Genomic DNA, 23,766 nt, shown 5'->3' on the forward strand with positions numbered 1-23,766 from the left:
GACTGAGGCCAGTATGTTCTTACGTTCCTATAAACTCTTTCTTGCTGCGACATTGGCGAGCTCTTTTGCGGGGGCAGCTAACGTTATTTCTGAAAAGGATCGACTGACTGGTTTTGCTGAGCATCAAAACAAGTTCAACCAGTTCGATAAAGCCCGCGAGCAAGGGGAGAGAGCTTATCTTGAAGAAGAAGAGCAGTGGGAAAATCAAAAAAACCGGGACCTAACTGAATACAAAAGAAACAAAAAAGCTGTTTCAATGTCGGAAGATGGCCCTGAAGCCCAAGCCGATGCCGCCGCTAAAAAGCGTTACGAGAAAGAACAAGAAGAGGCGATGAAATCCTATGCGCGGGACAAAGTCGTCATCGCGCCTTTGGATCGTCAGGCCTTGAATTTACCTAGTGAAGCCCGTGAATTGGGGTTGGAATCAGATCGTCCACGTTACGAGTATAAAAAGCGTGCTCTTTACGGGGCAAGTCCGCGTTATGGAAAAGTAAGTCCGACCTATGGTTCTTCTTCTGGAAGCAGCAGCCCTAGCTTTAGTGGTTCTTCTTCAAACTTCCCACCACCGCCGACCTTTGATGATTTCGGTGATGGAGGATATGTTCCAGCACCGAACATGCCAGATGATTTTGGTGACATACCACCACCTCCGCCACCTCCACCGCCACCATTTGGTGATGACTTTGGTGGGTTTGGTTCGGGCACGGATTTTCCTCCGCCGCCGCCTCCGCCGGTATTTAACGAAGATTCAGGCGACTTCTAATTTTCTTTTAAAAGTTCGTTTGTCGTAAGTCCCGCGTGGGTTTTGATGCCATGCATGAGGTACCAGAAGATTCCTAGCAGAAAAAGAATCGAGGGCACCATGATGACCGCCATCGACCATGTGGTCATCTGCGCGATTTGTTCATTTAACTGAAGTGACTGAGTATCTGCTGGCAAAGCGGGATCAATGTTCGTAAAGATCTTGCGCGCTAATATAAAATTCAAAAGAGCACTGAACGCGAAAGAAGCAGAAAGCCACATTGTGGCTTTTTTCATGTGCTGATGGAATTCCACCTGTTTTCCACGCTCTTTCAAGCGTTCTTCTAAAAGATCGACCTTCATGACCGATGGATTCAAAAAAAGAATTTCAACGAAGGGCTTTTTGGTAAATGCTGAACCAAGAACGAAACAACCCACCAAAGCAGGGAAGGCCGCTTCTTTCACCGCAAACCAAAATCCATTCAGTCCCAAAAGAGCCAAGCCCCCAGTGAAAAGAACGTTCAGTAACCCTAAAGCTGAAAACGCATTGACCTTCTTTCTTTTGATCAAGTCATAAGCGCCATAACCCAAAGGAAACGCCAAAGCCAACAGCAACGCCCATACGGGGCCGATGAATTTACTGAATTTGTTAAGGATTAATACGGGTAAAACGATATTGAAAATAAGATTTAAAAAACCGTTTTCTTTTTGCTGAGTCTCTGTCGCTGTAGTCATTGGGAGATAATGGAAAATCTGAAGCTTCTTTTCAATCTAAATTCGTATTGAGGACCATCTATTTACTTAGCTTGTGCCACGCGTAACGTAAAAAGGACTAAAGCCATAGGCAGTGTCGAAATACCTCTTATTTCACAGGGACGAATTGTTACCAAAAGTTGACAATTGTCTTGTTAGAAATCCCCTAAACTAAGTGTAGGACCCATAGAGAGACAAAGGTTCGGTATGAGACTGCAAGATTTAAAGACAGTGACCGCGCAAAGTAAGTTATCTGGATTTTTCTTAGGAATCTTCCTGATGCTGGTTCTTACTGCTGCTTATGCCGGAATGGCAAAGCTAGGTCTTATACTTGCGACCATCAATCATACTTCTTCCCCAGTATGGCCTGCTACGGGGTTTGCGTTTTTTGCCTTAGTTACTTTTGGAATACGATATTCGCCTGCTATTTTCTTTGGTGCTTTTTTTACTAATGCCTTAACGGATGTGCCCTTAGCAGCGGCTTTCACCATTGCCGTCGGAAATACCTTAGAGGCTCTAGTCGGAGCCATCATTCTTGCAAAGTTTCTCCGTCATCAGAAAGCTTTGGAGAATCAATCTGAAACTGCAGGTGTGGTGCTAGCGTCTTTGGGGGCTTCTTTTATCAGTGCGACCATCGGGGTAGCATCACTTTATTATTTTAATAATTTAAAAACAGCAGTTCTAGGCCAGGTCTGGATCACTTGGTGGGTGGGCGATGCGCTTGGCGGATTAGTCATTGCGCCAGCGCTGATTGCGTTATGGCAATGGCGCACTCGCAGTTTAAAAATAACAAATATTCTTACGCCTGTATTTGGAGCCGCAACAGTCATGTTGTTGTGCTATGTTGTTTTTTTCACCTCTGTCGGTACGAATTTTCTTTTTCTTATCTTCCCCGCATTATTAGTGGCGCTTTTTATTTTTGGCGAATTTGGTTTAAGAATTTTTACTTTAGCTGTATCGACTTTAGCGATTTCATTAACTGTTCAAAAAATTGGTCCTTTCGTGGGTGGATCCTTAAATGACAATCTCATTAATTTGCAGTTGTTCATCGGTGCTGTTGCTGTCACCACGTTGATGATCATCGGATTTAAACGATCAAATGCTCTAAAAACGGCCTCCATAGTTTTAATTTTAGGCTGGGCCATATCGGGCGGATTGTTTTATTCATTTCACAAAGCAGAACTTATTCGCGATGCAGCCAACTTTAAGGAAATCACCTTAGATATTCAAAGAAACATCGAAAATAGGCTTACCACATATCAAGACGCATTATTAGGCGGGGTGGGTTTGCACTTAGCTTCTGATAAAGTAAGTAGAAACGAATGGCTTTCTTACTTTACGACTTTGCAAATTCAAGAAAGATATCCTGGCATTAACGGTGTGGGAGTTATTCGTCCCGTTTTGGAAAAAGACGTGGTGAAGTTCCAAAACTCGATGCGCGCGGAAGGCCTAAAAAATTTCACTATTAAACCTCTGCCATGGCAGGCCTCATTGGAAAGTTCACCTGCCGATAAAGAGCATTTTGTGATTACTTATATTGAGCCTTATAAAACAAACTGGTCGGCTCAAGGGTTGGATATCGCTTCCGAAGTAAATCGTCGCACAGCCGCGTCTTATGCTCGAGATACTGGCAAACCTGGAATTACCAAACGCCTTATTTTAGTGCAGGAACAAGAACGAGTAGGTTTTGTTCTTTACTATCCTTTTTATAAACCAGGTAAACCGTTAGCCACAGTACAGCAACGGCGAGAGGCTTTTTTAGGTTGGATTTTTGCCCCATTCGTAGCAGAGAGCTTTTTTAACGGGGTTTTTGGCAAATACGCCGAGCAAATACACCTTACTGTATTTGAGGACCCAGCGCTAACAGAAGGAAGTCTGCTGTATCAATCGCCTGCAGAGAGCCCTAAAACCGCCGCGTTTGAACGAGTCACCAAAATGAAGTGGGCTCAAGGAACTCTTTATTTGGGATGGAATAGGGGACCGGCCTTCACGTCTGCCCATGATACGACAGCGGCCTGGGTAGGACTGTGTGGAGCTTTGGTGACACTTATGTTGGCAAGTTTGGTGGTAGGTCTGGCTAGTGTCGGTCGCCGCGCTCAAGAACTGGCCGATGAGCAAACAAAGAAGCTGGGTGAATCAGAAAAAAGATTTAAGTCAGTCACCCAATCAGCACAAGATGCGATTGTTTCAGCGGATGAGAATGGTCTTATCATTTCCTGGAATCCTGCAGCCACGCGCATGTTCGGTCATGAAGAAAGCGAAGTTTTAGGGCAGTCGCTGACGTTGATTATGCCTGACCGCTTCCGCAACGCCCACACTAAAGGTATGGAGCGTGTTGTGGGTCAGGGAGGCGAATCGCGGGTTGTTGGTTCCACGGTTGAACTGATTGGTCTGCATAAAAACGGCAGAGAATTCCCTATCGAATTATCTATTTCCACCTGGGAAAGTGAAGAAGGAAAGTTTTTTTCAGGCATCATTCGTGATATTTCCGAACGCAAGTTGACCGAAAACTTATTAAAGGACAACGAACGCCGTTTGCGTCTGCAGTTTGAAGAAAGCACCAAAGCTCGCGAAGAAGCCGTGTCTGCGACAAAATTAAAATCCGAATTTTTAGCAAACATGAGTCATGAAATCAGAACACCCATCAATGGCGTGATTGGTATGACGGGCCTCTTGTTGGATACAGATTTATCCGATGAGCAGCGCTCTTTTGCGGATGCAATCCGCCGGTCAGGAGAGACTCTTTTAACTGTTATTAATGACATTCTTGATTTTTCAAAAATTGAAGCGGGGAAGCTTGAATTTGAAAATATTGATTTCAGTATTTGGGAGGCTATCGAGGATTGTCAGAAGACGTTGCACTTTATGGCAAGCAGAAAAAATCTTTCTCTTGTGACAAGTCTTTCGTCAAATCTGCCACGCTATGTAAAAGGTGACCCAGGAAGATTTAAACAGATTCTTTTAAATCTTTTAAGTAATGCGATTAAATTCACCACCGAAGGTTCGGTCACTTTACGAGGTCAGACTCTTCAAAATGAAAATTCCCAAGTCCGATTGCGTTTCGAAGTTGAAGATACAGGAATCGGCATTCCAGACGAGGCGTTGGGTAAAATGTTTCAAGCGTTTTCCCAAGCAGATTCCTCGACTCAACGCAAATTTGGCGGAACAGGTTTGGGTTTATCTATTTGTAAAAAACTTGTTGAAAGCATGGATGGACAAATCGGAGTTCAAAGTGCTGAAGGAAAAGGTTCTCTTTTCTGGTTTGAAATTACTTTGCCGTTAGCTGAAAACAACGTGCTACCGAAGGGGCAAGGGTCTGCAAAATTCAAACAGACTTCGGAAAGAAAACTTCGCATCCTTGTGGCTGAAGATAATTCAGTCAATCAAATCATCACGCAAAAGATGTTAGAAAAGTTAGGCTTTTATGCCGATGTTGCAGCAAATGGATACGAAGTTTTAGCTGCGTTATCTAAAGCTCCCTACGACCTTATCTTAATGGATTGCCAAATGCCTGAGATGGATGGATATGAGGCCACGCAGAAAATTCGCGCCAGTAAAACCATCTATTCATCGCAAATTCCTATTGTGGCAATGACTGCAAATGCCATGGCCGGCGATGCAGAGAAGTGTTTGGCAGCGGGTATGGACGACTATCTTGCGAAGCCCGTTTCCGATGATAAGCTGATGAGCATCTTAAAGAAGTGGCTAGAAAAGAGGCCGGCCAAGTCTTTAGGGTAGAAAATTGAAATTCTATTCATGACTGGGTATACTGGTTCCTCGAATATGGGATCTTGCGTCAAGATCCTTGAGTTTGTAAAGCAGGTTAGAAATGCCAGAACTTCCCGAAGTCGAAGTGGTCCGTCGTGGGCTTGAAAGTATCTTAAAGGATCAACCGGTTTTAGAAAAAATCGAGCTGAAGCGGGCCGATTTACGTGATCCGATCCCGGCAAAAAAATTAAAGACACTTTTAGGAGAAAAATTATTGTCTGTTGAAAGACGGGCAAAATATCTTCTGTTATGGACTAAGAAGGGCGCCATGCTTTCTCATCTAGGTATGACGGGGACATGGCGCGTGGCTCCCCCAGGTGATGAGCGTCTTCATGATCATATCTATCTTCACTTTTCGGGAAACTTACGTTTGGCCTACCGTGATCCGCGACGTTTCGGCTGCTTTGATTTTGTGCAGAAAGAAAAGACCCATCCAAAATTGGATATTCTGGGGCCTGAACCCTTGGAAAAAGCTTTCACCGGGCGTTCCCTTTGGGAAAGTCTGCGTAATAAAAATGTCGCAATCAAGGTTGCCATCATGGATCAAAAAGTAGTGGTCGGCGTCGGCAACATTTACGCGAGCGAAGCCCTTTTTGCCTCTGGAATTAAGCCGGCCTTACCTGCTTCAAAGCTGTCCCTAGAACGTGCCGAGAGGTTGGTGAAAGAGATTAAAAAAGTCTTAAATAGGTCGATAAAAAATGGTGGCTCTTCGATCAGTGATTTTGCCCAAGCTAGTGGGGAAAGTGGATACTTTCAGAATACTTTTCGTGTTTATGATCGGGCAGGTGAAGACTGTGTGGCTTGCGGGCAACAGGTGAAAGCCAAAGTCATGGGCGGTCGGAACACCTTCTGGTGTTCGGGTTGCCAAAAATAATTTAAAAATTTCGATTGCTAACCCGCCGCTGTTTTTGTACCTTAGCCCTTAGTCGAGTTTAAAAACAAAATGCGGACCACCGAACTGTCATCGCGACCGAATGGGGAATGCAATAAATAAAATGAAGGGACACACAACAATGAAAGCAATCGTTATCGCGTCTTTGCTAGCACTTTCTTTCACAACTGGTTTCACTTGCTCTAAAAACCAACCTGCTGAGCAAGCTCCTGCTACTACAGAAACTGCTCCTGCAGCTACTGAAGCAGCTCCTGCTGAAGGTACTCCAGCTACTACTGAGACTGCACCTGCAGCTACTACAGAAGCAGCTCCAGCAGCTCCTGCTGAAACTAAGTAATCGTTTTTTACGAGAACTTAAAAAAGCCTATCGCGTGCGATAGGCTTTTTTTTTGCCCTTTCGGTGGTGGTGAAAAGGGGCCGGCTATCGAGGGCTTGTGCCCTCGACCCCTTCGGGGCTGCGTTGTCGGGCCCTGTCCTCGCTCCGACGTGGCGCTGCCACGCCTGCGCTGTGGGAGGGCGCCTCCGCCTTGTATCCGACCCCTTTTGACCACCACCTGGCGACGAAATGGGAAAGGCTGCATTGCTTCGCAATGGGCGCCTTTTCGCCGCGCTTCGCGCGAGCTGTTTTGGGAGTTTGGATACCCTTGGGAGCGCCAATTTCTTTTTTGGGTGCGGGTTTCGTTGGGATTTTAGAGTGATTGTTCTTTTGGTAAATGAGGAATGGTCAATTCAGTTTTGTTTTTGTTGATTATGTTTCTGACTTCACAATTCTAACGTTAGTTTTGCTCTTCTAATTTGTTTGTACTTCAAATGTGTTCGAGGAATCTTCCTCGGGTTTTTCCTATATATAGACTTCTTTGGTGAAGGCCTTGCACATCCTCACATTAAATTGTCTAATTATTGGGTGTGATCATTTAATGGATTAAAGGAGAAACATCGTGGACAACTCATTGTATGGGTATTTTCTAGAGAACAACTGTGGGCTGTGGGTATTAGCTTCAGTTTTGCTCTTGTTATTTGTGGGCTTTTTTGGCAGCCCTCTGATCGTGTGGACTATCGCGATCGCAGCTATCATGTTTGGTTTTGCAGCGCCGACTTGGTTGTGGATTGTTTTTGCTGTTGTTGCCGTGATCTTTAATATTCCGGCGATTCGTGCTGCCCTTGTTACTTCGGGTGTGTTTGCGATTTTCAAAAAGTTCGAATTCCTTCCGAAAATTTCTGATACTGAAAAAGCGGCTTTGGATGCCGGTGTTGTTTGGGTAGAAAAAGATCTTTTCTCTGGTAAACCTAACTTCACAAATCTTATGAATGAACCTTACCCAGATTTGACTGCTGAAGAAAAAGCTTTCATGGATGGGCCGGTGAATACTCTGTGCTCGATGATCGATCACTGGACAATTTATAAAACTAAAGAAATTCCTCAAGAGATCTGGGATTACATCAGAAAAGAAAAATTCTTGGGTATGATCGTACCTAAAGAGTACGGCGGTCTTGGTTTCTCCGCTCTTTGTCACTCTGAAGTGATCATGAAGCTTTCTTCTCGTTCACTGGCTGTTGCAATTCAAGTGATGGTTCCAAATTCTCTTGGTCCTGCAGAGCTTCTTGCTCACTATGGAACTGACGAACAGAAAAAACGTTGGTTGCCTCGTTTGGCGGATGGTTCCGAGATTCCTTGCTTTGGTTTGACTGAGCCTACTGCGGGTTCTGATGCAGGTGCGATCACTTCTACGGGTGTTCTATTTAAAGGTGAAGACGGAAAGATTCAGATTCGTTTGAACTGGAATAAACGTTGGATCACTCTTGCTGCGATTTCTTCTGTGATCGGTCTTGCGTTCCGTCTTCGTGACCCAGAAAATCTTTTGGGTAAAGGTGAAGACCTAGGTATCACCTGTGCTTTGATTCCTTCTAAAACTCCAGGTGTTGTGCTTGGTCGCCGTCATGATCCTTTGAACACTCCTTTCTATAACTGTCCTACTCAAGGTAAAGACGTTGTGGTGAATGCTGAAGATGCTATCGTTGGTGGTATCGAAGGCGCGGGTCGCGGTTGGATGATGTTGATGGAATGTTTGGCTGCAGGCCGTGGTATTTCATTGCCAGCGCAAGCTACCGGCGGAGCAAAACTTGCTACTCGCGTGACTTCCGCTCACTCTGTCGTTCGTCGTCAATTCGGTGTTTCTATCGGTAAGTTTGAAGGGGTTGAAGAGCCTCTTGCTCGTATCGGTGGCGCTACTTACGCTCTTGAAGCGATGAGAAGATATTGCTTAGGTGCTCTTGATAAAGGTATCAAGCCAGGCGTTATCACAGCGATGCAAAAATACTACTCTACTGAAATGGGCCGTCGTGTGATTAACGACTCCATGGATATCATGGGTGGTGCGGGAATCTCTATGGGACCTCGTAACGTTCTTGCTGAAATCTATGTGGCGACTCCAATCGGTATAACGGTTGAGGGTGCGAACATCATGACTCGTACTCTGATCATTTTCGGTCAAGGTGCGCTTCGTGCCCATCCGTTTGCTTACTCTGAAGTTCGTGCTTATGAAGCCAATGACTTAAAAGCGTTCGATAGAGCGTTCATGGGTCACATCGGTCACATCGTAAGAAACACGTGCCGTGCGATCTTGTTATCACTTTCTCGTGGTTACTTGGCAGCGACTCCAGACTGTCATCCGCAAATGAAAGTTTATTTCCGTCGTTTATCTTGGACTTCTGCGACTTTCGCGTTGTTATCTGACGTTGCGATGGGTGTGCTTGGTGGACAATTAAAACTGCGTGAGAAAATCACCGGTCGTTTTGCTGATATCTTGGCAAACATGTATATCGCAACTGCGATCTTACGCCGTTTCGAAGCGGAAGGCCGTAAAGAAGAAGATTTGGCTTTCGTTCACTACAACCTAAAACACAACATGGCTGAAATCCAAAAAGGTTTCGATGGTCTTTTCGACAACTTGAAAATTCCAGGTCTTCGTTGGTTCTTTAAAGGTTGGATCGGTGCGTGGTCACGTATCAACTCTATCGGTTCACAAGCCTCTGATGGTTGGTCACACGCGATTGCATCAGCGATGTTGCAAGAAGGTGGCATCCGTGATCGTTTGACGGATGGTATCTACATGCCAACAGACCGCAACCAACAAGTGGCTCGTCTTGATTACGCGATGTCAGTTTCACTTCGCGCTGAAGCGGCTGAAAAGAAAATCAAAAAAGCGATCCGTGAAGGTGTTCTTCCTAAGAAGAAAGCTAATTTGTTGATCGACGAAGCTCGTAACAAAAACATCATCACTGCTGAAGAGCACAAGCTTATTCAAGAATCAGATGCTGTTAGATACGATGCGATTTTGGTGGATGATTTCTCTGAAGAGCAATACCACGCAAACCATGTTATTAAATAGCCTGGTTTATTACACTCTGACTCCGTCGGAGTAAGAAAGTGTGCTATCTGATTTTGCTAAAATAAAGAAAACCCCGGAATAAAACCCGGGGTTTTTTATTTTCTAAATTCTTGATTAAGCAGAGTCCTTCAGGAAGGCTAAAGATATCTGGAGGAGAATTTATGAAAGCATTCATTACAGCGATTCTATTAGCGTCTACAGTGGCTCAGGCAGGTGAACTAGAAATCAGTGCCAACGAATCCGTGTGGGCCATACCGACTCCAGCAATGAGCTGCCTTGCAGCGAAAAACCCAGACCCCGTCGAAGACATTTCATCAGCCCACATCCGCCTAGGAAATGTGTCATTTAATTGGACCGACACAGACAACGACTTCGTAATCACATCAATCAAAGTAAAGATGGTTGATAACATTCTATCGGGCGGCTCTTACGAGTGCACAACATCTGGCGCAGCCCTAGAAGCACTCAGCAATGAACTCAACTGGACAACAATACCAGCCGGCACAACAAAAGAAACCGACTGCAACCTCATCTGCGGAGGAATTTCTTTTGTCGATAACACACCAGCCACAGTAAATGGAAAAATCGAAGTGCACGGCTATAAACAAAACAAATCCGGCGAGCAAACCCAAGCGATCTACGCCTTACCAATCACTGTAGATAATCTTTAGAAATTTTTTAAAGGCCCTAAATGGCATCTTATGAAAAAATCATCAAAAATCCGACCATTCGAAGTGACTGATATCTATTGAACAGAATTGGAAATGCTAGCAGAGGCTGGGTATTCCACTCGGATCGAGGCTTTGCCGGCGCCACGATGGCGCGAACCGCAGCGAAGCTGCGGCGGCAACTGAGCCCGGACGGCGTCCTCGAGGAGAGCGGAATACCCAGCCTCTGCTAGCATTTCCAATTCCCTCGTTCGATAGCACCAGGACTACTGCCGCAAAGGACGACGAGACTTTGATGCTAGGATTTTTTTCATTAGGCCATCATCGTCTTCGTCGAAAACGTCGCCGATAATTTCTTCGAATATACTTTCCATTGATACAAGTCCCACGACATCAAGGCGCTCGTAAATCACGGCCATGTGGGATTTATTTTCTTGCATCGCTAATAATATTTTAAATAGCGGCTCAAAGCCTTTAAATTTTAAGATCGGTCGGATCAAGGCATTCCAGTCGGTGTTACCGTGACGAAGCATCGCTAAAAATTCTTTGGTGTTGATAAGACCAATGACTTCATTTTCGTCTAAGACCGGCAAGCGTGTGTGGCGAGAGCTAAGAATGAGATTTTCCACGTCGCTAACTGAATCCCCTTTGCGCACAAAAACGACTTCATTCCAAGGTAACATAATGTCTCTAGCGACTTTTTTATCGGCGCTGACAAGGTTTACTACATACTCTTTAGTTTGCGGTGGCAGATCTTCGACGTTGATTTCAGGAGTTTCAAATTTTTTAAGCTTTGAACCAAAGGAAAAGATGCGCACGAAAATATTCGTGGATTTTTCAAGCACAGTCACAAAAGGCGAAAGCAGGATTTCCCCGTAATATAGAAAATTCGCTGACATCATAGCGATGACCAGTGGATTTTTTAACGCCATTGTTTTCGGCACAAGTTCGCCAATGACAACGCTGAAGTAGGAAATCGGAACAACCACCATCATAATTGAAATAGCTTCCGCCGTGTTTTCACTGACAGCAAATCTTTCGATGATATAGGGGCTTAAGGCTTCCTCAGCTCCGGCACCGCCCACAGCTGCGGCAATGGCACCGACAAAGGTTATGCCGATTTGAATCACAGATAGGGTGCGCTCTGGATGCTCTTTTAATTTCAAAAGCATTTTAGCACTGCGAAGTTTTATTTGCCCTTTTAATTGCTGGCGATTGACCGTGACAAAAGCCATCTCCGCCCCGGAAAGAAGCATATTCACGAATAGACAAATAATGATGACTATAAGTTCAGCCAAAAATAAATCCTTTAGTTCCCGTGTTCATCGACGATATCGCCGACAAGTTCCTCTAAGACATCCTCTAATGTCACAATTCCCAGGCATTTTCTTGAAGGGAAATCTTGAACGATGGCAATATGCATTTTCTTTTCAGAAAATAGCTTCATCAACTTATCTTGGCGAATTTGAGGTTCTACATAAAGTGGTGGCTTAATGTTTTTAACGAACACATCATTACTCCACTGTTGAATGAAGCGGATGTCTTTCATATTTAAAATACCGATAATGGAATTTAAATCATCCTGACAAATTGGAAAGCGCGTGTGACCACGGCTTAAAACGGTGTTTTTATTTTCTTCAAAGGATTTATTCAAAGAAAGGTACTGCACCTTTTCTATTGGGATCATAATGTCGCGAGCCGTTTTATCTGCGAACTCGAAAGCTTTGTGAATGATTTGTGCTTCACTGTCGCTGATAACGCCGTCTTCTCTTGAATCCTGCATCACCAATTTTAATTCTTCTTCCGTCCAGGGTGCTTCTTTAAAGCCTGGATAACCCAAAGCTTTCAAAACTAAATTCGCCATGAAGGTGAAGGCCACGATCAAGGGTTTTGCAAGCTTGTAAAACCATTGCAGTGGCAATGCTACTTTTAATGTGATTTCTTCAGGCTCTTGAATGGCCATGCTTTTAGGAACAAGCTCGCCTAAGACCACGTGTAAAGTCGTTATGATTAAAAATGACGCTGCAAAAGAAAGAGTGTGGAAGGTTGCAGTATAAGAATCCCGCAACTGCGGCATTAATATTCCAAACAACTCATAAAAAGATTCTTCACCAATCCAACCTAAGGCAAGACTGACTAAAGTAATTCCAAGCTGAGTCGCTGAAAGGTAATCATCAAGATGATCTAAGCAGTGAAGAGCGCTGTTGGCTCCCTTCACATTTTTCGCAGCAAGTTCCCGTAAACGGGTGCTACGAACCTTAACGATAGCGAATTCTGCTGCGACGAAAAATGCGTTCAGCAAAACCAAAATCAAAGCGAGGATTATAAAAAAGGAAGTAAGATAGATATTCGGGTAGGGGTCAGGGTCCATATAATCTTTTTATAGCAAGCTTTCGGCTGTAACTAAAGGAATGCGTATAATTGCTCCTAGTTTATGCATGCAGCGCGTTAGTCGTGAGGGCGTTTTATGTGTTGCCTCTCTGATACTTGCGCAACATAAGACTTCCAAACGCGGGGAGTCCTTAATGAAATCATTGATCCTAATAACAGTGTTTTTGTCATCTTCACTAGCAAGAGCTTCATGGGAGGAAGACTTTCAACTTCTAAAAGACTTCGCCGTTAGTTACGAAGCTTCAGGTACCATCTGCGAAGAAATCGCACGCCTTGATATGCAAGAAGAATATCCGTCGCCTCAATACTCTGTGATTAACGGAATCGCTTACGGTGACGAAGAAAGAGTGATTGGTGAATTAGACGTTGTGATCTTTGATAACAATCTTCAAGCCGTCATTAAAATCGCCGAAGTGAAATGCTGGAAAGATCCCAAAGCCGGCATTGAAAAAGCCCACGAACAACGTGCGCGTTTTATTAAAGCCATTCGCACTGGAAAACCATTGCGTTTCTTTTCCACTTCTTCTGAAGAAGTCTTCCCGCAATCTCAATTTCAAAACGTAAAAGAATTTTTCTCAATCGCACAAAAGGGAACTAGCACCTTTGGGTTTGAAAGAGAACTTGAATACACATTGTTAGAGCTAAAGAATTATCGCTTCGAAATGATCAGATGTCAGAATCAAGGAAAATGCGCTCATCCATTTAAAAGAAAATAAGGGCCAGTTTTAATGGACTAAGAGGAAAGATGGACATTCCTTGTCCATCTTTCCTCTCTCGAGCGTTCCTAAGTAGCCTTAGATTGAACGCAAAATAAAATTAAAAGATCTCATCATTGAACTAAAAGCCTGGCGCTTATTGATAAAGCCCATGTATGTAAAGTGACGTACTAAAGGCAAATCCAATTCCTCTTCACTATGGCCAGTGTATATAACGACAGGTAAAGGGCGACGAATTTTGTGAGCTTTACGTTCACTCAAAAGACGATCCATCAATAATAAAGTGTCGCGACCGCCCATTTGTGGCATTTGCCAATCTAGAATCACCAAGTCAAATTGTCTGTTTACAAGAAGTGGAATCGCATCTTGACCATCAAAGGCCATTGTAACATCACACTTGTAGTGGTCGAGGATGTGCGACATTAGCTTTACAGAATCCAAGCTATCATCGATCACAAGAACTCGAGGCGTGTGCTGTTTTTCCAGCGACGTTTCGATCACCATTGAAGTCTCCCTGTTGATTAAACTACCTGTCCATTTCAACTGATGTAGTTCAGAGAATCTTCTAAAAGCGCGTTAATGAACTGATTTTAATGAAAGGTCTGTTGTTATGCAGCAGATCCCGCCGTCGCTAAAGCTATGGCGGGCGAGCCCGCCTTTACTGTGAGGTAAGGGCGGAGGATATAGTAATAAGTCTTATGCGAGTTCTTTGCGGGTTTGTTCTGTTACAACAGTTTCGCGCACAACAACGACTTTGATTTGTCCTGGGTAATTACATTCTTCTTCGATACGAGCGGCGATCTTCTTGGAAAGATCTAGAGCTTGAGTGTCGTCTACTTTTCGTCCGTTCACTAGGACACGGCATTCGCGTCCACCACTAAGAACAAAACAATCCGTCACACCTGGGAAGCTTCGCGCGATATCTTGAAGTTCAGAAACCTTTTGATTGTAAGACTCGATCGTAGATCTGCGGGCACCAGGACGAGCTCCTGAAACCGCATCAGCTGCGATCACTAGGAAGGCGTGATCCGTTGAAGGTTGTTCATCAAAGTGATGGGCTTTAACCGCATGAACAACATCCGGTGCTTCACCGCGAGCCGCGATAAAGTCTGCACCAATCACAGCATGGCCGCCTTCAGCCACGTGGTCCATGGATTTACCGATATCGTGAAGCATGCCCACGCGACGTGCTTTTTTGATATCAAGCTTAAGTTCGGCTGCCATCAAACCTGCAAGCCAACCGACTTCTCCACAATGGAAGTATTGGTTTTGCGTGAATGAATAACGGTAACGAAGTGAACCCATCATCTGACGGATTTCAGAATTCAAACCTTCCAGTTTTAATTCCTTAGCTAAAGCATCACCATCGTGTTTGATGTTCTTGAAAAGTTCCTTCTTCTGATTTTCCGCAATTTTACGAATGAAATCAGGATTGATGTTTTTCTTTTCTTTAAAGATGCGTTCCAAGGTTCTGCGAGTCAGCTCTCGGCGAACCGGATCAAATCCCGCTACGCCCACCATGTCCATGCCTTCTTCAACGATAATGTCGCAACCACAAGCCTCTTGAACGGCTTTAATGTTGTTCCCATTCGGGTCGCAGAAAAGTTTACGAATATGGGTGTCTGGGAAATTCACCGCACCGATACCACGCTCAGCGCAGTAAGGGCGGGCAAAACGATCGATAACCAAGCTTAAGATTTTCTTAGCGCGGTGTTCGGCATGTTCTTTTAAATCTTCTTCAGATTCTTGTAAGAAGCGGGCCGCACGACGGCGCTCTTCTTCTTCAAGCTTAGACTTCAGCTGATTTTTAAATTCTTCAGCAGAAGTTCCTAAACGATCCGTCAACTTTTGCACCAAATCCTTATTCAGATTTTTTTGTGCATCTTTGATTTTATTTAATTCAGCTTCCTGGCTTTTTAAACCTTGCTCTTGGGCTTTGACTTCGCCTTCGCGCTCTTGCAGCTTTTTCTTTTCTTCTTGAACGATGGAATCGGCTTTTGATTTTTTCTCGTTGGCAAGCTCTTGCAGTTCTTCAATGCGACCTTCGACCTTTAACATGTCAGGTTCAACTTTGGTCCACATCTCCATTTCAATTTCTTGAACACGTTCTTTTTCTTCCAGTGCTTTAAGCTCTAAAGCTTCTTTCATTTCACTGAGGATGTCTTGGGCCTCTTCACGGGCAAGTCGAACAGTGCGTTGATTCAAGAATTTGTGCAAGGCCAAGCCCAATCCGCCACCGGCGACAATACAAACTAAGGCTATAGCAATCATTGCAATCATACGGGTACTCCTAACCCTCTTAGTTTACTCTGTGAACGTGAATTGAAGCAATCAATCCCTATACTGTGAGCTTCTCTTTACTTCTGGCGTTATGAATTGTAGCGTATCTGCTAACGCCTGGAGGCATTAATGGCTCATATGCGCAGTCAGACAAAATGGTTAGGCCAAGACAGAGGGATCGCTTTTGAAGCGACTCTAAGAGGCCATAAGCTCGTTATGGACACAAGAGCAGAGGGCGGCGGGGATACAGGCCCTAGCCCAAAGGAACTCCTTTTGGCAAGCATCTGTGGATGCACGGCCATGGACGTGGTTTCGATCTTACAGAAAATGCGAGTGCACTTGGAATCCTGCGAAGTAAATAGCGAAACAGCAACCACCGCCGGATATCCGTCGATTTTTTCCGAAGTGAAATTACAGTACCTTATTAGCGGTGAGGGCATAAAGGCGGAACAAGTTATTAAAGCAGTCACCTTATCCATGACCAAATATTGCGGCGTCAGTGCGATGATAGTGAAAGCATCGCCAATGACCTACGAGATTGTTCTTAACGGAACCAAAGTAGGCGAGGGCAAAGCGGATTTCCAAGCCGCGGCTGAACACCCATGATTCATTTGCAAATTCCTTTTTCAGAAATGGAATTTACCTACGCTCGGTCCCGTGGTCCGGGCGGGCAGAACGTCAACCGCACTAATTCCGCTGCTATCCTTCGCTGGAACTTGTGGAATTCGCAAGTGGTCAGCGCTGAGCTAAAAGAAAAGTTGGCCATGAAACTGCACGGAAAACTTACGGAAGAAGGGGATCTAATCATTCGCAGCGACGTGCATCGCGATCAGGATCAAAACCGTTCTGAGTGCATCAAAAGACTTCATGAAACTTTAAGAAAAGCGCTTTTTGTACCGAAAAAACGAATTGCGACTAAGCCGACAAAAAGTTCCCAAAGAAAAAGGCTGGAAACCAAAAAAATCCATTCAGAAACCAAATCCCTAAGACAAAAAGTGCGAACCTAAACCTTAAACTAAAGGTTCGCCCACATGATTGTCTTCCTGGGCCAAGACCGAGCCACCTTCAATAGAATGAATTTTCTTTGAAAGATAAATAGCTACGAACGTAAAGATCACAGCAACATATCCCACCAGTTCATAGTTTTTCAAGCCACCCGTAGGTGTCGACGTCACGATCCAACCTGCAATATAGCTTGAAAGTGCGGCAGACAATTGTTGAACGCAGCTAACAATACTCATAAAGCTGCCTCGGTTGTGGGGCTGAGCTGTTCCTGAAACCAATGCCGTTGCAGGAATCATTCGTCCACCCGAGGACACAAAGAAAAACGCACAGATTCCAAGCGTAAACCACAGTGGTGAAGGTCCCAGGTGAGTGATCACCCAGTACGGCACGATGGTGATCAGTGCGCCCCAGATAAACACAGCATGTTTCCCAAAGCGGTCAGCAAGGCGGCCTACAAATGGAGAAGTGAAGATCGTACAAATACCACCGGCCATGTACATAAGCGGAAGTTGCGCTTCCGTAAGTCCAGCGTTAGCCACTAACGAAGGTGATAGGAACGGAATGATGGCAAAGTGACCAAACATAACTGCAGCCATAAAGAACAAAGCACGGCGCTGATTTTGATTGTGCCAGATGCGAGTCAGAACAGTGTGAATCGGTTCTTTTTCTCTTTTTTCAGCCAAGTGGACGCGCATCGGGGGGACGTAATACCAAATAACGCCACACAAAAATAGCGACACCAGTCCCAAGAATAAAAACGGCGAATGCCAGCCAAATTGATTAGCTAAAAACAAACTAAATGGCACTCCCAAAATGGATGCCATAGAGAATGAAGTCATCACCACACCCATAGCGCTGCCACGACGCTCATAGGAAATTGCATCACTGACAATCGAAAGAACTAACGAGCTTAAAACACCACCAAAGATACCCGTCAGACCGCGGGCAAAAAGAAGGAGTTCATAGGTTGGTGCCACCGCGCAGGCCAATGTTCCCAGCGAGAAGCCGATAAAAAAGAACAGCAAAGAAAGTTTGCGATCATATTTATCCATGAAAAAGGATGCTAGAAATCCGCTGATCCCCGCACTGAAGGTGTAAGATGACACAAGCAGTCCGAACTGATGGGGATTGATTGAAAACATCCTCATCAACTGCGGCCCTAATGGCATCATGATCATAAAATCAACGATCGAGCTGAACTGAATGGTAGCGAGAATGCCGAGAAGGATTTTTTCTTGTTTAGAAAACACTGTAAGGGTCCTTTTTGTTGACGACTCTTAAAGTACCCGATAATTCAAATCTATGGCAACACTTTGGAAGTTTACGATCTTTGTTATTATTTTATGTGTTTCAATCCTCGCATTGTGGGGAGTCGCTGCGAACTACAGCATCATTTTCTCTAAGACTGTTATTGGGGAAATTACGGGGGTCGAAAGAATCGAAGTGCCTGTAGCTTTGGTTACACGCAGTGATTCTAACATCACTCCCAAAATGTTTTCATTTGCAGTGGGAATTCGCGATGAAAAGACGGGTGAAATCTACACCTCCTCAACTGAAGATCGTCAGTGGGCCGTAGCAAAAGCAGGGCAATGTGCGGAGGCAGTTTATCTTCCTTACCCGCCATGGGATTTTGAAAAGAAGGGAACCTTTCACGGTGCCCGCTTGATTCGACTTTTTGATTGTAAAAAGTAGTTCAAGGATGTTCGAAGTTCTTTTGTTAATCACTGCTGTGGGTGCCGGATTCCTTGGAGCTATTCTAGGTCTTGGTGGCGGCATCATCATAGTTCCTGTTCTAACCTTGGTGTATCAAGTCAATATTCGCTACGCGATCGCAGCAAGTCTCATTTCAATTGTTGCAACATCATCTGGAGCTGCGGCAGGCTACTTGAAGGATTCTTTAACGAACCTAAGACTTGCCGTACTCTTGGAAGTTGGCACAGTCACGGGTGCCATTGTTGGATTTTTAATTGCCTCTTTTATTCAGCCTCGATTGTTGTTTCTAATATTCGGTGCCTTTCTTTTGTTTTCGGCATTGATGATGTTAAGAAAACGCACCGATCATGTGGCTGTTGAAAATCACCCGTGGTCAGAGGCTCTAAAGCTTCATGGTTCTTATCCTGCAGAAAATGGCTGGCATCATTATAAAGTTCAGAATGTACCTTTCGGTCTATTTGCGATGTTTGGTGCAGGGATCTTGTCGGCGTTGTTAGGTATTGGCAGCGGGATTTTCAAAGTTCTTGCAATGGACGGAGCGATGAAACTACCAATCAAAGTTTCTTCGGCGACATCCAACTTCATGATCGGTGTAACTGCCTCAGCCAGCGCTGGCGCTTACCTTTTGCGTGGTGATGTAAGGCCCGAGATCGCGGCACCCGTAGCCATCGGGATCATCGTTGGCTCCCTTTTCGGTGCTAGAGTTATGACTAAAATTCCATCACGCAAAATCAGACAGATTTTTGTGGTGGTGCTTTCAATCGTATCCATTCAAATGATTATCAAGGGGCTTTCATGAGTCGCGAAGCCCATTCTATACAGTTAGAAAAACTTGAACTGCGCATCAGTCGCTTCTTAAGAAGTGGTGTTTATTTCGCGGGGTTGTTTTTATTTGTTGGTTGGTTCTGGATGTGGCTCGGATCAGAAGATATCTTTGCCCATCTTTCTGATTATCATCCACAGTCCTTCTTTGAAATGATCCAATGGGCTTTAATAATGAATGACCGCGGGATTTTAATGACCTTGGCGGGCCTGGTGATTTTAGTTTGTCTTCCCGTGATTCGAGTTTTTCTAACGGGAATCCTTTTCGTGAAGCAAAAAGAATACTCTTTAGCTTTCATGGCCTTCGGCGTGTTTCTGACTTTGATCGTTAGTTTTTTCCTGGGAATTGAACTCTAGACATCCTCTAGCGAACTGCAAAAAAGAACCCCTTACTCGTCGGTCTTTCCTTTAGAAGACAGAGTATAGGGGCTTAAAGGGCAGGTGTTCGCGAGAAGGAGGGGAATTGGGAAAACAATGTCGAGGGAAGTTTCACGAACACCTGTCTTGCCTTCCATTAAACTCCTATTATCGCGCGCAGTCAAAATCCAGAAATAAAACGCTGGTCCTTCTCTGGGCAGTGGTCCTACTATTTATGAATGAATATGAAAAACCTCAAATTAACTATGTTCGTGAATCTGTACGGATTATTAAAAATTCCTTTGGTTCTTTTCGTGAATCCCCGAGTGGTGGAAGCTGGAAAAGAACGATTTGAAATTAAGATTCCACTGTCTTACCGCACGAAAAATCATTTGGGTTCCATGTATTTCGGAGCTTTGGGAATTGGAGCCGAGTTATCTATTGCGGCCGCAGCAGTGGTGGCCATTTCTGAAAGCAAACAGAAGATCGATTTTATATTCAAAGACTTCACTGGGCAGTACTTAAAACGTGGCGACGGCGATGTTCATTTTATCTGCGAAGAGGTGGATCAAGTTCACGCATTGATCGAAGAATCTAAAACCACTTCCGAACGTCTTGAAAGAAAAATGAAGGGCTATGCCATCGTTCCTAAAACAAGTCCCACCGAAAAAGTTATGACCTATGAATTAACATTGTCGGTGAGAAATAGATCATTCAAGGCCTAATTTATTTAGGTCTTTGACTGAGCCTGCGTATTCAGAAATTAACTTCTGATAAATTTCCTCTACGCTTAAAATATCATCCACTAAGCCCACAGATTGACCCGCACTCCATACTGTTTTCCAAGAAGGTTTTGTGGCGGCCTGCTCTAATGACTTCATACCCATTATGTGCACAAGCGGGGTGACGTATTTTTTCGTCATCTTGTGGTCTTTTAGAGCTTTCAAAAGCCAAGGTAAGTCCGTACCAATTTTTTGCACGTAAGGAGTATTGATAACCGCCGCAGGAGTTCCTGAAACTCTTGTCGTCATGACGATATCTTCAGGCGAAGATTTGACGATGGCATCTTTATAGGATTGGTCGACTTGTGCTTCTTTACTTGCGATAAAGCGCGTTCCAACGCTGACACCTGAAGCGCCCAAGGCCATGCAGGCTGCAATCATAGAGCCATGGGAAATGCCACCCGCAGCAATAATCGGAATTTGTAAGCGAGTTTTTAACCATGGAATTAATACGAGTGGTGACACTGGTCCTGCATGACCTCCAGCTCCCGCTCCCACGGCGATAACTCCGTCAGCACCCATGTCTTGAACTTTAAGCGCGTGCTCTAAGTTAGTCACATCACAAAGGACTTTCGCGCCATTTTTGTGGGCCTCTTGAATGACCTTCTTGGGACTACCTAAAGAAGTAATAAAAAGCTCTACGCCGTGATCTAAAGCGATCTTTAAATCCTGATCTTGGCGGGAGTTGCTTTTGTTAACGATGATGTTAACACCTACAGGCTTTTTAGTGCGGGATTTGATGTTCTTAATGGCTTCTTCGTATTTTTCTATCGGGCGATAGTTTAAAGCGGGGAATGTTCCGATGCCGCCGGATTCACTGGCAGCAACAACGATGTCTTCGTTACTCACCAAAAACATCGGTGCCGCAATGATCGGAAAATCAACTTTCATTAAATCAGAAAAAGGCGTCTGAATCTTTTTTAGCATGATGACCTCAGACTTGATGCTAGATCATTCTGAGGTCACAAGCCTAACAAAAAATTACGGATTCAAGTAACGGCGAATTAAAATAAAGACTTCTTTTTTAATGGCCTCTTCGCGTTCTGGAGATTGTGGTCCTAACAGCGCCAATTGCAGAATGTTATTAAAACTGCTGACGATGAATAAAGCCATCATTTCTCTGTCGCGACCTGGGATCTGTGGCATGTGAGCCAAAACGGCTTTTTGATAGTGTTCAAAAAACACGCGACGTGTATCCCAATAATCCAACATTCCTTGTACGCCTTGCAAAGCTGTGCGAAGCGGACGATTGTCATGGAATCTTGTAAAACCAATATCAATGAAGGCATGGATTTTAGAATCCAAATCCGTGGATTGCAGTTTAGATAAATGATCTTCAATATAGACCAAGTCTTTTTGAAGTAGATCATCAATCACCGCAGCTACAATCGCTTCCTTATTAGCAAAAAATTGATACAGAGATCCAATACTCACGCCGGCCATTTCTGCAATTTTATCAGTGGTAATTGCGTGATAAGGCTCTTGAACCAGCAAGCGCGCGCAAGACTCTACAATGCTTGCAACAGTTTCTTTCGAGCGTTTTTGAACCGGGATTTTGAGCATATATCTTTTTTCTGGATTGGTATGGCTCATAGATGGGGCTCCCATAATTCCCTCCTTTCGAGGTGAAACTTTGCTCAGGTTCATATTCGACCCTGAGAAAGGGTTATTCAATACTGCGCGTCAAAGTATCGCATTGCGCTACGGTCGAGGGCGCTGGATAAATCTTTTCACAGCTCTTTAACATTTCTAATAGATTTTAGTCGCAATCAGGATTATTTGTACTGTTAAGGACTCAAGATTGCTGAAAAGCAATCAAGATGTTGTAAAATTCTGGCGAACGACAAGGATTTTTTACGGGATTGTGATTTCCTAAATTAGAGGCTGTTCATTAGGCCTATTAAGTTTATAGTAAGGAATCAAAGTTTCAGCATCTTTTCAGGTTCGTTTCGGAGGAAGAGTTGAGCGACAAAGAAGCGCAAAAGCATTTGCAAAGCTTGAGTGATCACCTCGGAGTTTGTATTAAGGATCAGCAAAGATGCGTGATTTTTCAAAACTCACGTTCAAAAAAGCTCTGCGGTGAAATTGTCGGAGCTGTCTGTCAGAAAACTTGCTTTAAATTATTATCGGAAGTTGCCGAATGCACGCCAGTTACAGAGTGCATAAACGTTTTTAAAAAAGTTTCGGTTGAAGGCAAAACTGTCGATGTGGTGATGATCGATGATGGCGAAAAAATCACAACCCTTTTGCATGAAGTTTTTGAAGAGCCAGATTCTGACGTAAAGCGCGAAGCTTTCTATGTCAGCAAGGGGCTTACAAAGAGCGAGATCCGCATCATGAAAATGGTTCACCAAGGCAGCACCAATGCGCAAATCGCGGAAAAATTATTCATTTCCAAAGCGACGCTTAAAACTCATTTAAATAATATCTATAAGAAAATCCCACGTTCGCCCGCGCGCCAACCTGTCGGAAGAGGATAGCTTTAGAATGGTGGAGGCGGTTGCTCCACATATTCTTCATAGCGTTTATCATAGAAGTGTCTTGTCAGGACATAGACTGGACAAGGGGAGCGACGAACCACATTTCTGGTGTAGCTTCCCAACAAGGCTGCTGACATAGGGCCGCTTTGCGCTTCCATCACAATCAGATCACATTGATGTTTTTCTAAGGCTTCAAGTACAAGATCATCCACGGCTTTAAATGTGCTATCGATGTTGTAGCTTGCGATAACACCTTCTTTGGCGGCCCAGTCGACCCATAGCTGGGCTCGGTGTCCCTGACTTTCAACTTGCAGTTCAATGATTTGCTCTAAGCTCATCATCTTGCCTTTGTAATTATAAACTCTTGGACGAGTATCTAGATCAAAAAGGCTTTCGATGGGACGAGTGATCGCATGAAGCAAAGTGATTTCTGCTTTCAAGTTTTTGGCTAACTGAATAACGTGGCGAAAATTTTCTTTTGAATGATCGCCAAATTCGGTCGGGAAAAGAATTTGTTTTGGGCTTGTGGTTTTTACCGAATGCGCCCCTACAACAATCACAGGAACTTCAGATTGAAGTAATAAACTTTCAGCAAAACTTCCTAGAATAAATCTTTGAAAGCCCTGGCGACCATGGCTGCCTACGACAATTAAATCCGCTTGCACACGAGCCGCATAGTTCGACAAAGTTTCAGCAGCCCCTGCATGGGATTGGGCTGCGTGCGGAATGACTTTTGGTTCCTTTAAAAAGGGCAGACTGTAGTCAGAAAGGACTTCACGAAATAAAGATTCCGCAGTCCGAGAATGGTCAGTCACCCAGGCCGGAACTTCGTAGGTGGGAAGTACTATTTCGTTTTCTCTTAATAAGTATAAAGGCTCAATTTCTGCTTGGGTTGTTTCATGCAGATGAGTGATAAAGTCTGCCATTTTCTGGTTGAGTTCTTTATTATCTTCGAATGCATCGATGGCCCAAATTATTTTCATAGAGCCTCCTAAAACCATTGTGCCGG

General features: G+C 44.2%; 23 protein-coding genes. 14 read left to right on the top strand and 9 right to left on the bottom strand.

Annotated features, from left to right (window positions below; genetic code table 11):
* Nucleotides 1-13 precede the first annotated feature (13 nt).
* On the top strand, nucleotides 14-763 hold the full coding sequence (locus MNR06_RS02665) for a hypothetical protein (protein ID WP_243538475.1): 750 nt from the start codon (nucleotides 14-16) through the stop codon (nucleotides 761-763).
* Here the strand turns inward: MNR06_RS02665 and MNR06_RS02670 are convergent.
* Nucleotides 760-1,476, bottom strand: coding sequence for a VC0807 family protein (locus MNR06_RS02670; RefSeq protein WP_243538476.1), 717 nt, complete (start codon nucleotides 1,474-1,476; stop codon nucleotides 760-762). The two genes, MNR06_RS02665 and MNR06_RS02670, sit on opposite strands and share 4 nt — an antisense overlap.
* A gap of 225 nt (nucleotides 1,477-1,701) precedes the next feature.
* On the opposite strand from MNR06_RS02670, the gene MNR06_RS02675 reads away from it, so the two are divergent.
* The 5 genes from MNR06_RS02675 (at nucleotide 1,702) to MNR06_RS02695 (ending at nucleotide 10,214) form a co-directional block, all read left to right on the top strand.
* Nucleotides 1,702-5,232, top strand: a complete 3,531-nt coding sequence (locus tag MNR06_RS02675) for a CHASE domain-containing protein (protein WP_243538477.1) — start codon at nucleotides 1,702-1,704, stop codon at nucleotides 5,230-5,232.
* 91 nt (nucleotides 5,233-5,323) lie between these two features.
* Entirely contained in the window at nucleotides 5,324-6,136 is an 813-nt protein-coding gene (gene mutM / locus MNR06_RS02680) for a bifunctional DNA-formamidopyrimidine glycosylase/DNA-(apurinic or apyrimidinic site) lyase (protein WP_243538478.1), read from the top strand.
* 139 nt (nucleotides 6,137-6,275) lie between these two features.
* Entirely contained in the window at nucleotides 6,276-6,491 is a 216-nt protein-coding gene (locus MNR06_RS02685; protein WP_243538479.1) for an acylneuraminate cytidylyltransferase, read from the top strand.
* A 736-nt stretch (nucleotides 6,492-7,227) separates the two neighbouring features.
* Nucleotides 7,228-9,543, top strand: a complete 2,316-nt coding sequence (locus MNR06_RS02690; protein WP_407933235.1) for an acyl-CoA dehydrogenase — start codon at nucleotides 7,228-7,230, stop codon at nucleotides 9,541-9,543.
* Nucleotides 9,544-9,704: 161 nt separating this feature from the next.
* Nucleotides 9,705-10,214: a hypothetical protein gene (locus tag MNR06_RS02695; RefSeq protein WP_243538481.1), complete on the top strand. Its 510-nt coding sequence runs from the start codon at nucleotides 9,705-9,707 to the stop codon at nucleotides 10,212-10,214.
* Between the two features lie 263 nt (nucleotides 10,215-10,477).
* On the opposite strand, the gene MNR06_RS02700 is transcribed toward MNR06_RS02695, so the two are convergent.
* Nucleotides 10,478-11,509 carry a hemolysin family protein gene (locus MNR06_RS02700; protein WP_243538482.1) on the bottom strand — a complete coding sequence of 344 codons (1,032 nt, stop codon included), beginning with the start codon at nucleotides 11,507-11,509 and terminating at the stop codon, nucleotides 10,478-10,480.
* A gap of 11 nt (nucleotides 11,510-11,520) precedes the next feature.
* A complete protein-coding gene (locus tag MNR06_RS02705; protein WP_407933193.1) occupies nucleotides 11,521-12,582 on the bottom strand; it encodes a hemolysin family protein in 1,062 nt (353 codons plus the stop codon).
* Between the two features lie 154 nt (nucleotides 12,583-12,736).
* Here MNR06_RS02705 and MNR06_RS02710 point away from each other — a divergent pair, with 154 nt between their 5' ends.
* Nucleotides 12,737-13,318: a hypothetical protein gene (locus tag MNR06_RS02710; RefSeq protein ID WP_243538484.1), complete on the top strand. Its 582-nt coding sequence runs from the start codon at nucleotides 12,737-12,739 to the stop codon at nucleotides 13,316-13,318.
* Between the two features lie 78 nt (nucleotides 13,319-13,396).
* Here the strand turns inward: MNR06_RS02710 and MNR06_RS02715 are convergent, their stop codons facing one another.
* Together MNR06_RS02715 and MNR06_RS02720 are read right to left on the bottom strand one after the other, a co-directional pair.
* Entirely contained in the window at nucleotides 13,397-13,822 is a 426-nt protein-coding gene (locus MNR06_RS02715) for a response regulator (RefSeq protein ID WP_243538485.1), read from the bottom strand.
* Nucleotides 13,823-14,014: 192 nt separating this feature from the next.
* Entirely contained in the window at nucleotides 14,015-15,598 is a 1,584-nt protein-coding gene (locus MNR06_RS02720) for an Rnase Y domain-containing protein (RefSeq protein ID WP_243538486.1), read from the bottom strand.
* Between the two features lie 129 nt (nucleotides 15,599-15,727).
* On the opposite strand from MNR06_RS02720, the gene MNR06_RS02725 reads away from it, so the two are divergent.
* Together MNR06_RS02725 and arfB are read left to right on the top strand one after the other, a co-directional pair.
* Nucleotides 15,728-16,204 (top strand): OsmC family protein, encoded by a 477-nt coding sequence (locus MNR06_RS02725; RefSeq protein ID WP_243538487.1) that lies wholly within the window; start codon nucleotides 15,728-15,730, stop codon nucleotides 16,202-16,204.
* Nucleotides 16,201-16,605 (top strand): alternative ribosome rescue aminoacyl-tRNA hydrolase ArfB, encoded by a 405-nt coding sequence (gene arfB, locus MNR06_RS02730; protein WP_243538488.1) that lies wholly within the window; start codon nucleotides 16,201-16,203, stop codon nucleotides 16,603-16,605. Before MNR06_RS02725 ends, arfB begins: the two co-directional genes overlap by 4 nt.
* 3 nt (nucleotides 16,606-16,608) lie before the next feature.
* Here the strand turns inward: arfB and MNR06_RS02735 are convergent, their stop codons facing one another.
* Nucleotides 16,609-17,853: an MFS transporter gene (locus MNR06_RS02735; RefSeq protein WP_243538489.1), complete on the bottom strand. Its 1,245-nt coding sequence runs from the start codon at nucleotides 17,851-17,853 to the stop codon at nucleotides 16,609-16,611.
* Between the two features lie 52 nt (nucleotides 17,854-17,905).
* Here MNR06_RS02735 and MNR06_RS02740 point away from each other — a divergent pair, with 52 nt between their 5' ends.
* The 4 genes from MNR06_RS02740 (at nucleotide 17,906) to MNR06_RS02755 (ending at nucleotide 20,220) form a co-directional block, all read left to right on the top strand.
* Entirely contained in the window at nucleotides 17,906-18,295 is a 390-nt protein-coding gene (locus MNR06_RS02740) for a hypothetical protein (RefSeq protein WP_243538490.1), read from the top strand.
* Between the two features lie 7 nt (nucleotides 18,296-18,302).
* Nucleotides 18,303-19,115: a sulfite exporter TauE/SafE family protein gene (locus MNR06_RS02745; protein ID WP_243538491.1), complete on the top strand. Its 813-nt coding sequence runs from the start codon at nucleotides 18,303-18,305 to the stop codon at nucleotides 19,113-19,115.
* Nucleotides 19,112-19,495, top strand: coding sequence for a DUF1634 domain-containing protein (locus tag MNR06_RS02750; RefSeq protein WP_243538492.1), 384 nt, complete (start codon nucleotides 19,112-19,114; stop codon nucleotides 19,493-19,495). The genes MNR06_RS02745 and MNR06_RS02750 overlap by 4 nt, the downstream gene beginning before the upstream one ends.
* A 245-nt stretch (nucleotides 19,496-19,740) precedes the next feature.
* On the top strand, nucleotides 19,741-20,220 hold the full coding sequence (locus MNR06_RS02755) for a DUF4442 domain-containing protein (RefSeq protein WP_243538493.1): 480 nt from the start codon (nucleotides 19,741-19,743) through the stop codon (nucleotides 20,218-20,220).
* On the opposite strand, the gene MNR06_RS02760 is transcribed toward MNR06_RS02755, so the two are convergent.
* Both MNR06_RS02760 and MNR06_RS02765 read right to left on the bottom strand, forming a co-directional pair.
* Nucleotides 20,206-21,204, bottom strand: a complete 999-nt coding sequence (locus tag MNR06_RS02760; protein WP_243538494.1) for an NAD(P)H-dependent flavin oxidoreductase — start codon at nucleotides 21,202-21,204, stop codon at nucleotides 20,206-20,208. The genes MNR06_RS02755 and MNR06_RS02760 overlap by 15 nt on opposite strands.
* A gap of 54 nt (nucleotides 21,205-21,258) precedes the next feature.
* Nucleotides 21,259-21,885 carry a TetR/AcrR family transcriptional regulator gene (locus MNR06_RS02765; RefSeq protein WP_243538495.1) on the bottom strand — a complete coding sequence of 209 codons (627 nt, stop codon included), beginning with the start codon at nucleotides 21,883-21,885 and terminating at the stop codon, nucleotides 21,259-21,261.
* Between the two features lie 353 nt (nucleotides 21,886-22,238).
* On the opposite strand from MNR06_RS02765, the gene MNR06_RS02770 reads away from it, so the two are divergent.
* A complete protein-coding gene (locus tag MNR06_RS02770; protein WP_243538496.1) occupies nucleotides 22,239-22,757 on the top strand; it encodes a response regulator transcription factor in 519 nt (172 codons plus the stop codon).
* A 2-nt stretch (nucleotides 22,758-22,759) separates the two neighbouring features.
* Here the strand turns inward: MNR06_RS02770 and MNR06_RS02775 are convergent, their stop codons facing one another.
* A complete protein-coding gene (locus tag MNR06_RS02775; protein WP_243538497.1) occupies nucleotides 22,760-23,740 on the bottom strand; it encodes a universal stress protein in 981 nt (326 codons plus the stop codon).
* Between the last annotated feature and the right edge of the window lie 26 nt (nucleotides 23,741-23,766).

The organism is Bdellovibrio reynosensis (assembly GCF_022814725.1).
Lineage (GTDB): Bacteria > Bdellovibrionota > Bdellovibrionia > Bdellovibrionales > Bdellovibrionaceae > Bdellovibrio > Bdellovibrio reynosensis.

What these genes read in the sequence shown, in the direction of transcription:
- MNR06_RS02665 (WP_243538475.1), top strand. Translation starts at nt 14, where the DNA reads ATGTTCTTACGTTCCTATAAACTCTTTCTTGCTGCGACATTGGCGAGC.
- MNR06_RS02670 (WP_243538476.1), bottom strand. Translation starts at nt 1,476, where the DNA reads ATGACTACAGCGACAGAGACTCAGCAAAAAGAAAACGGTTTTTTAAAT.
- MNR06_RS02675 (WP_243538477.1), top strand. Translation starts at nt 1,702, where the DNA reads ATGAGACTGCAAGATTTAAAGACAGTGACCGCGCAAAGTAAGTTATCT.
- mutM (WP_243538478.1), top strand. Translation starts at nt 5,324, where the DNA reads ATGCCAGAACTTCCCGAAGTCGAAGTGGTCCGTCGTGGGCTTGAAAGT.
- MNR06_RS02685 (WP_243538479.1), top strand. Translation starts at nt 6,276, where the DNA reads ATGAAAGCAATCGTTATCGCGTCTTTGCTAGCACTTTCTTTCACAACT.
- MNR06_RS02690 (WP_407933235.1), top strand. Translation starts at nt 7,228, where the DNA reads ATGTTTGGTTTTGCAGCGCCGACTTGGTTGTGGATTGTTTTTGCTGTT.
- MNR06_RS02695 (WP_243538481.1), top strand. Translation starts at nt 9,705, where the DNA reads ATGAAAGCATTCATTACAGCGATTCTATTAGCGTCTACAGTGGCTCAG.
- MNR06_RS02705 (WP_407933193.1), bottom strand. Translation starts at nt 12,582, where the DNA reads ATGGACCCTGACCCCTACCCGAATATCTATCTTACTTCCTTTTTTATA.
- MNR06_RS02710 (WP_243538484.1), top strand. Translation starts at nt 12,737, where the DNA reads ATGAAATCATTGATCCTAATAACAGTGTTTTTGTCATCTTCACTAGCA.
- MNR06_RS02715 (WP_243538485.1), bottom strand. Translation starts at nt 13,822, where the DNA reads ATGGTGATCGAAACGTCGCTGGAAAAACAGCACACGCCTCGAGTTCTT.
- MNR06_RS02720 (WP_243538486.1), bottom strand. Translation starts at nt 15,598, where the DNA reads ATGATTGCAATGATTGCTATAGCCTTAGTTTGTATTGTCGCCGGTGGC.
- MNR06_RS02725 (WP_243538487.1), top strand. Translation starts at nt 15,728, where the DNA reads ATGGCTCATATGCGCAGTCAGACAAAATGGTTAGGCCAAGACAGAGGG.
- arfB (WP_243538488.1), top strand. Translation starts at nt 16,201, where the DNA reads ATGATTCATTTGCAAATTCCTTTTTCAGAAATGGAATTTACCTACGCT.
- MNR06_RS02740 (WP_243538490.1), top strand. Translation starts at nt 17,906, where the DNA reads ATGGCAACACTTTGGAAGTTTACGATCTTTGTTATTATTTTATGTGTT.
- MNR06_RS02745 (WP_243538491.1), top strand. Translation starts at nt 18,303, where the DNA reads ATGTTCGAAGTTCTTTTGTTAATCACTGCTGTGGGTGCCGGATTCCTT.
- MNR06_RS02750 (WP_243538492.1), top strand. Translation starts at nt 19,112, where the DNA reads ATGAGTCGCGAAGCCCATTCTATACAGTTAGAAAAACTTGAACTGCGC.
- MNR06_RS02755 (WP_243538493.1), top strand. Translation starts at nt 19,741, where the DNA reads ATGAAAAACCTCAAATTAACTATGTTCGTGAATCTGTACGGATTATTA.
- MNR06_RS02760 (WP_243538494.1), bottom strand. Translation starts at nt 21,204, where the DNA reads ATGCTAAAAAAGATTCAGACGCCTTTTTCTGATTTAATGAAAGTTGAT.
- MNR06_RS02765 (WP_243538495.1), bottom strand. Translation starts at nt 21,885, where the DNA reads ATGGGAGCCCCATCTATGAGCCATACCAATCCAGAAAAAAGATATATG.
- MNR06_RS02775 (WP_243538497.1), bottom strand. Translation starts at nt 23,740, where the DNA reads ATGAAAATAATTTGGGCCATCGATGCATTCGAAGATAATAAAGAACTC.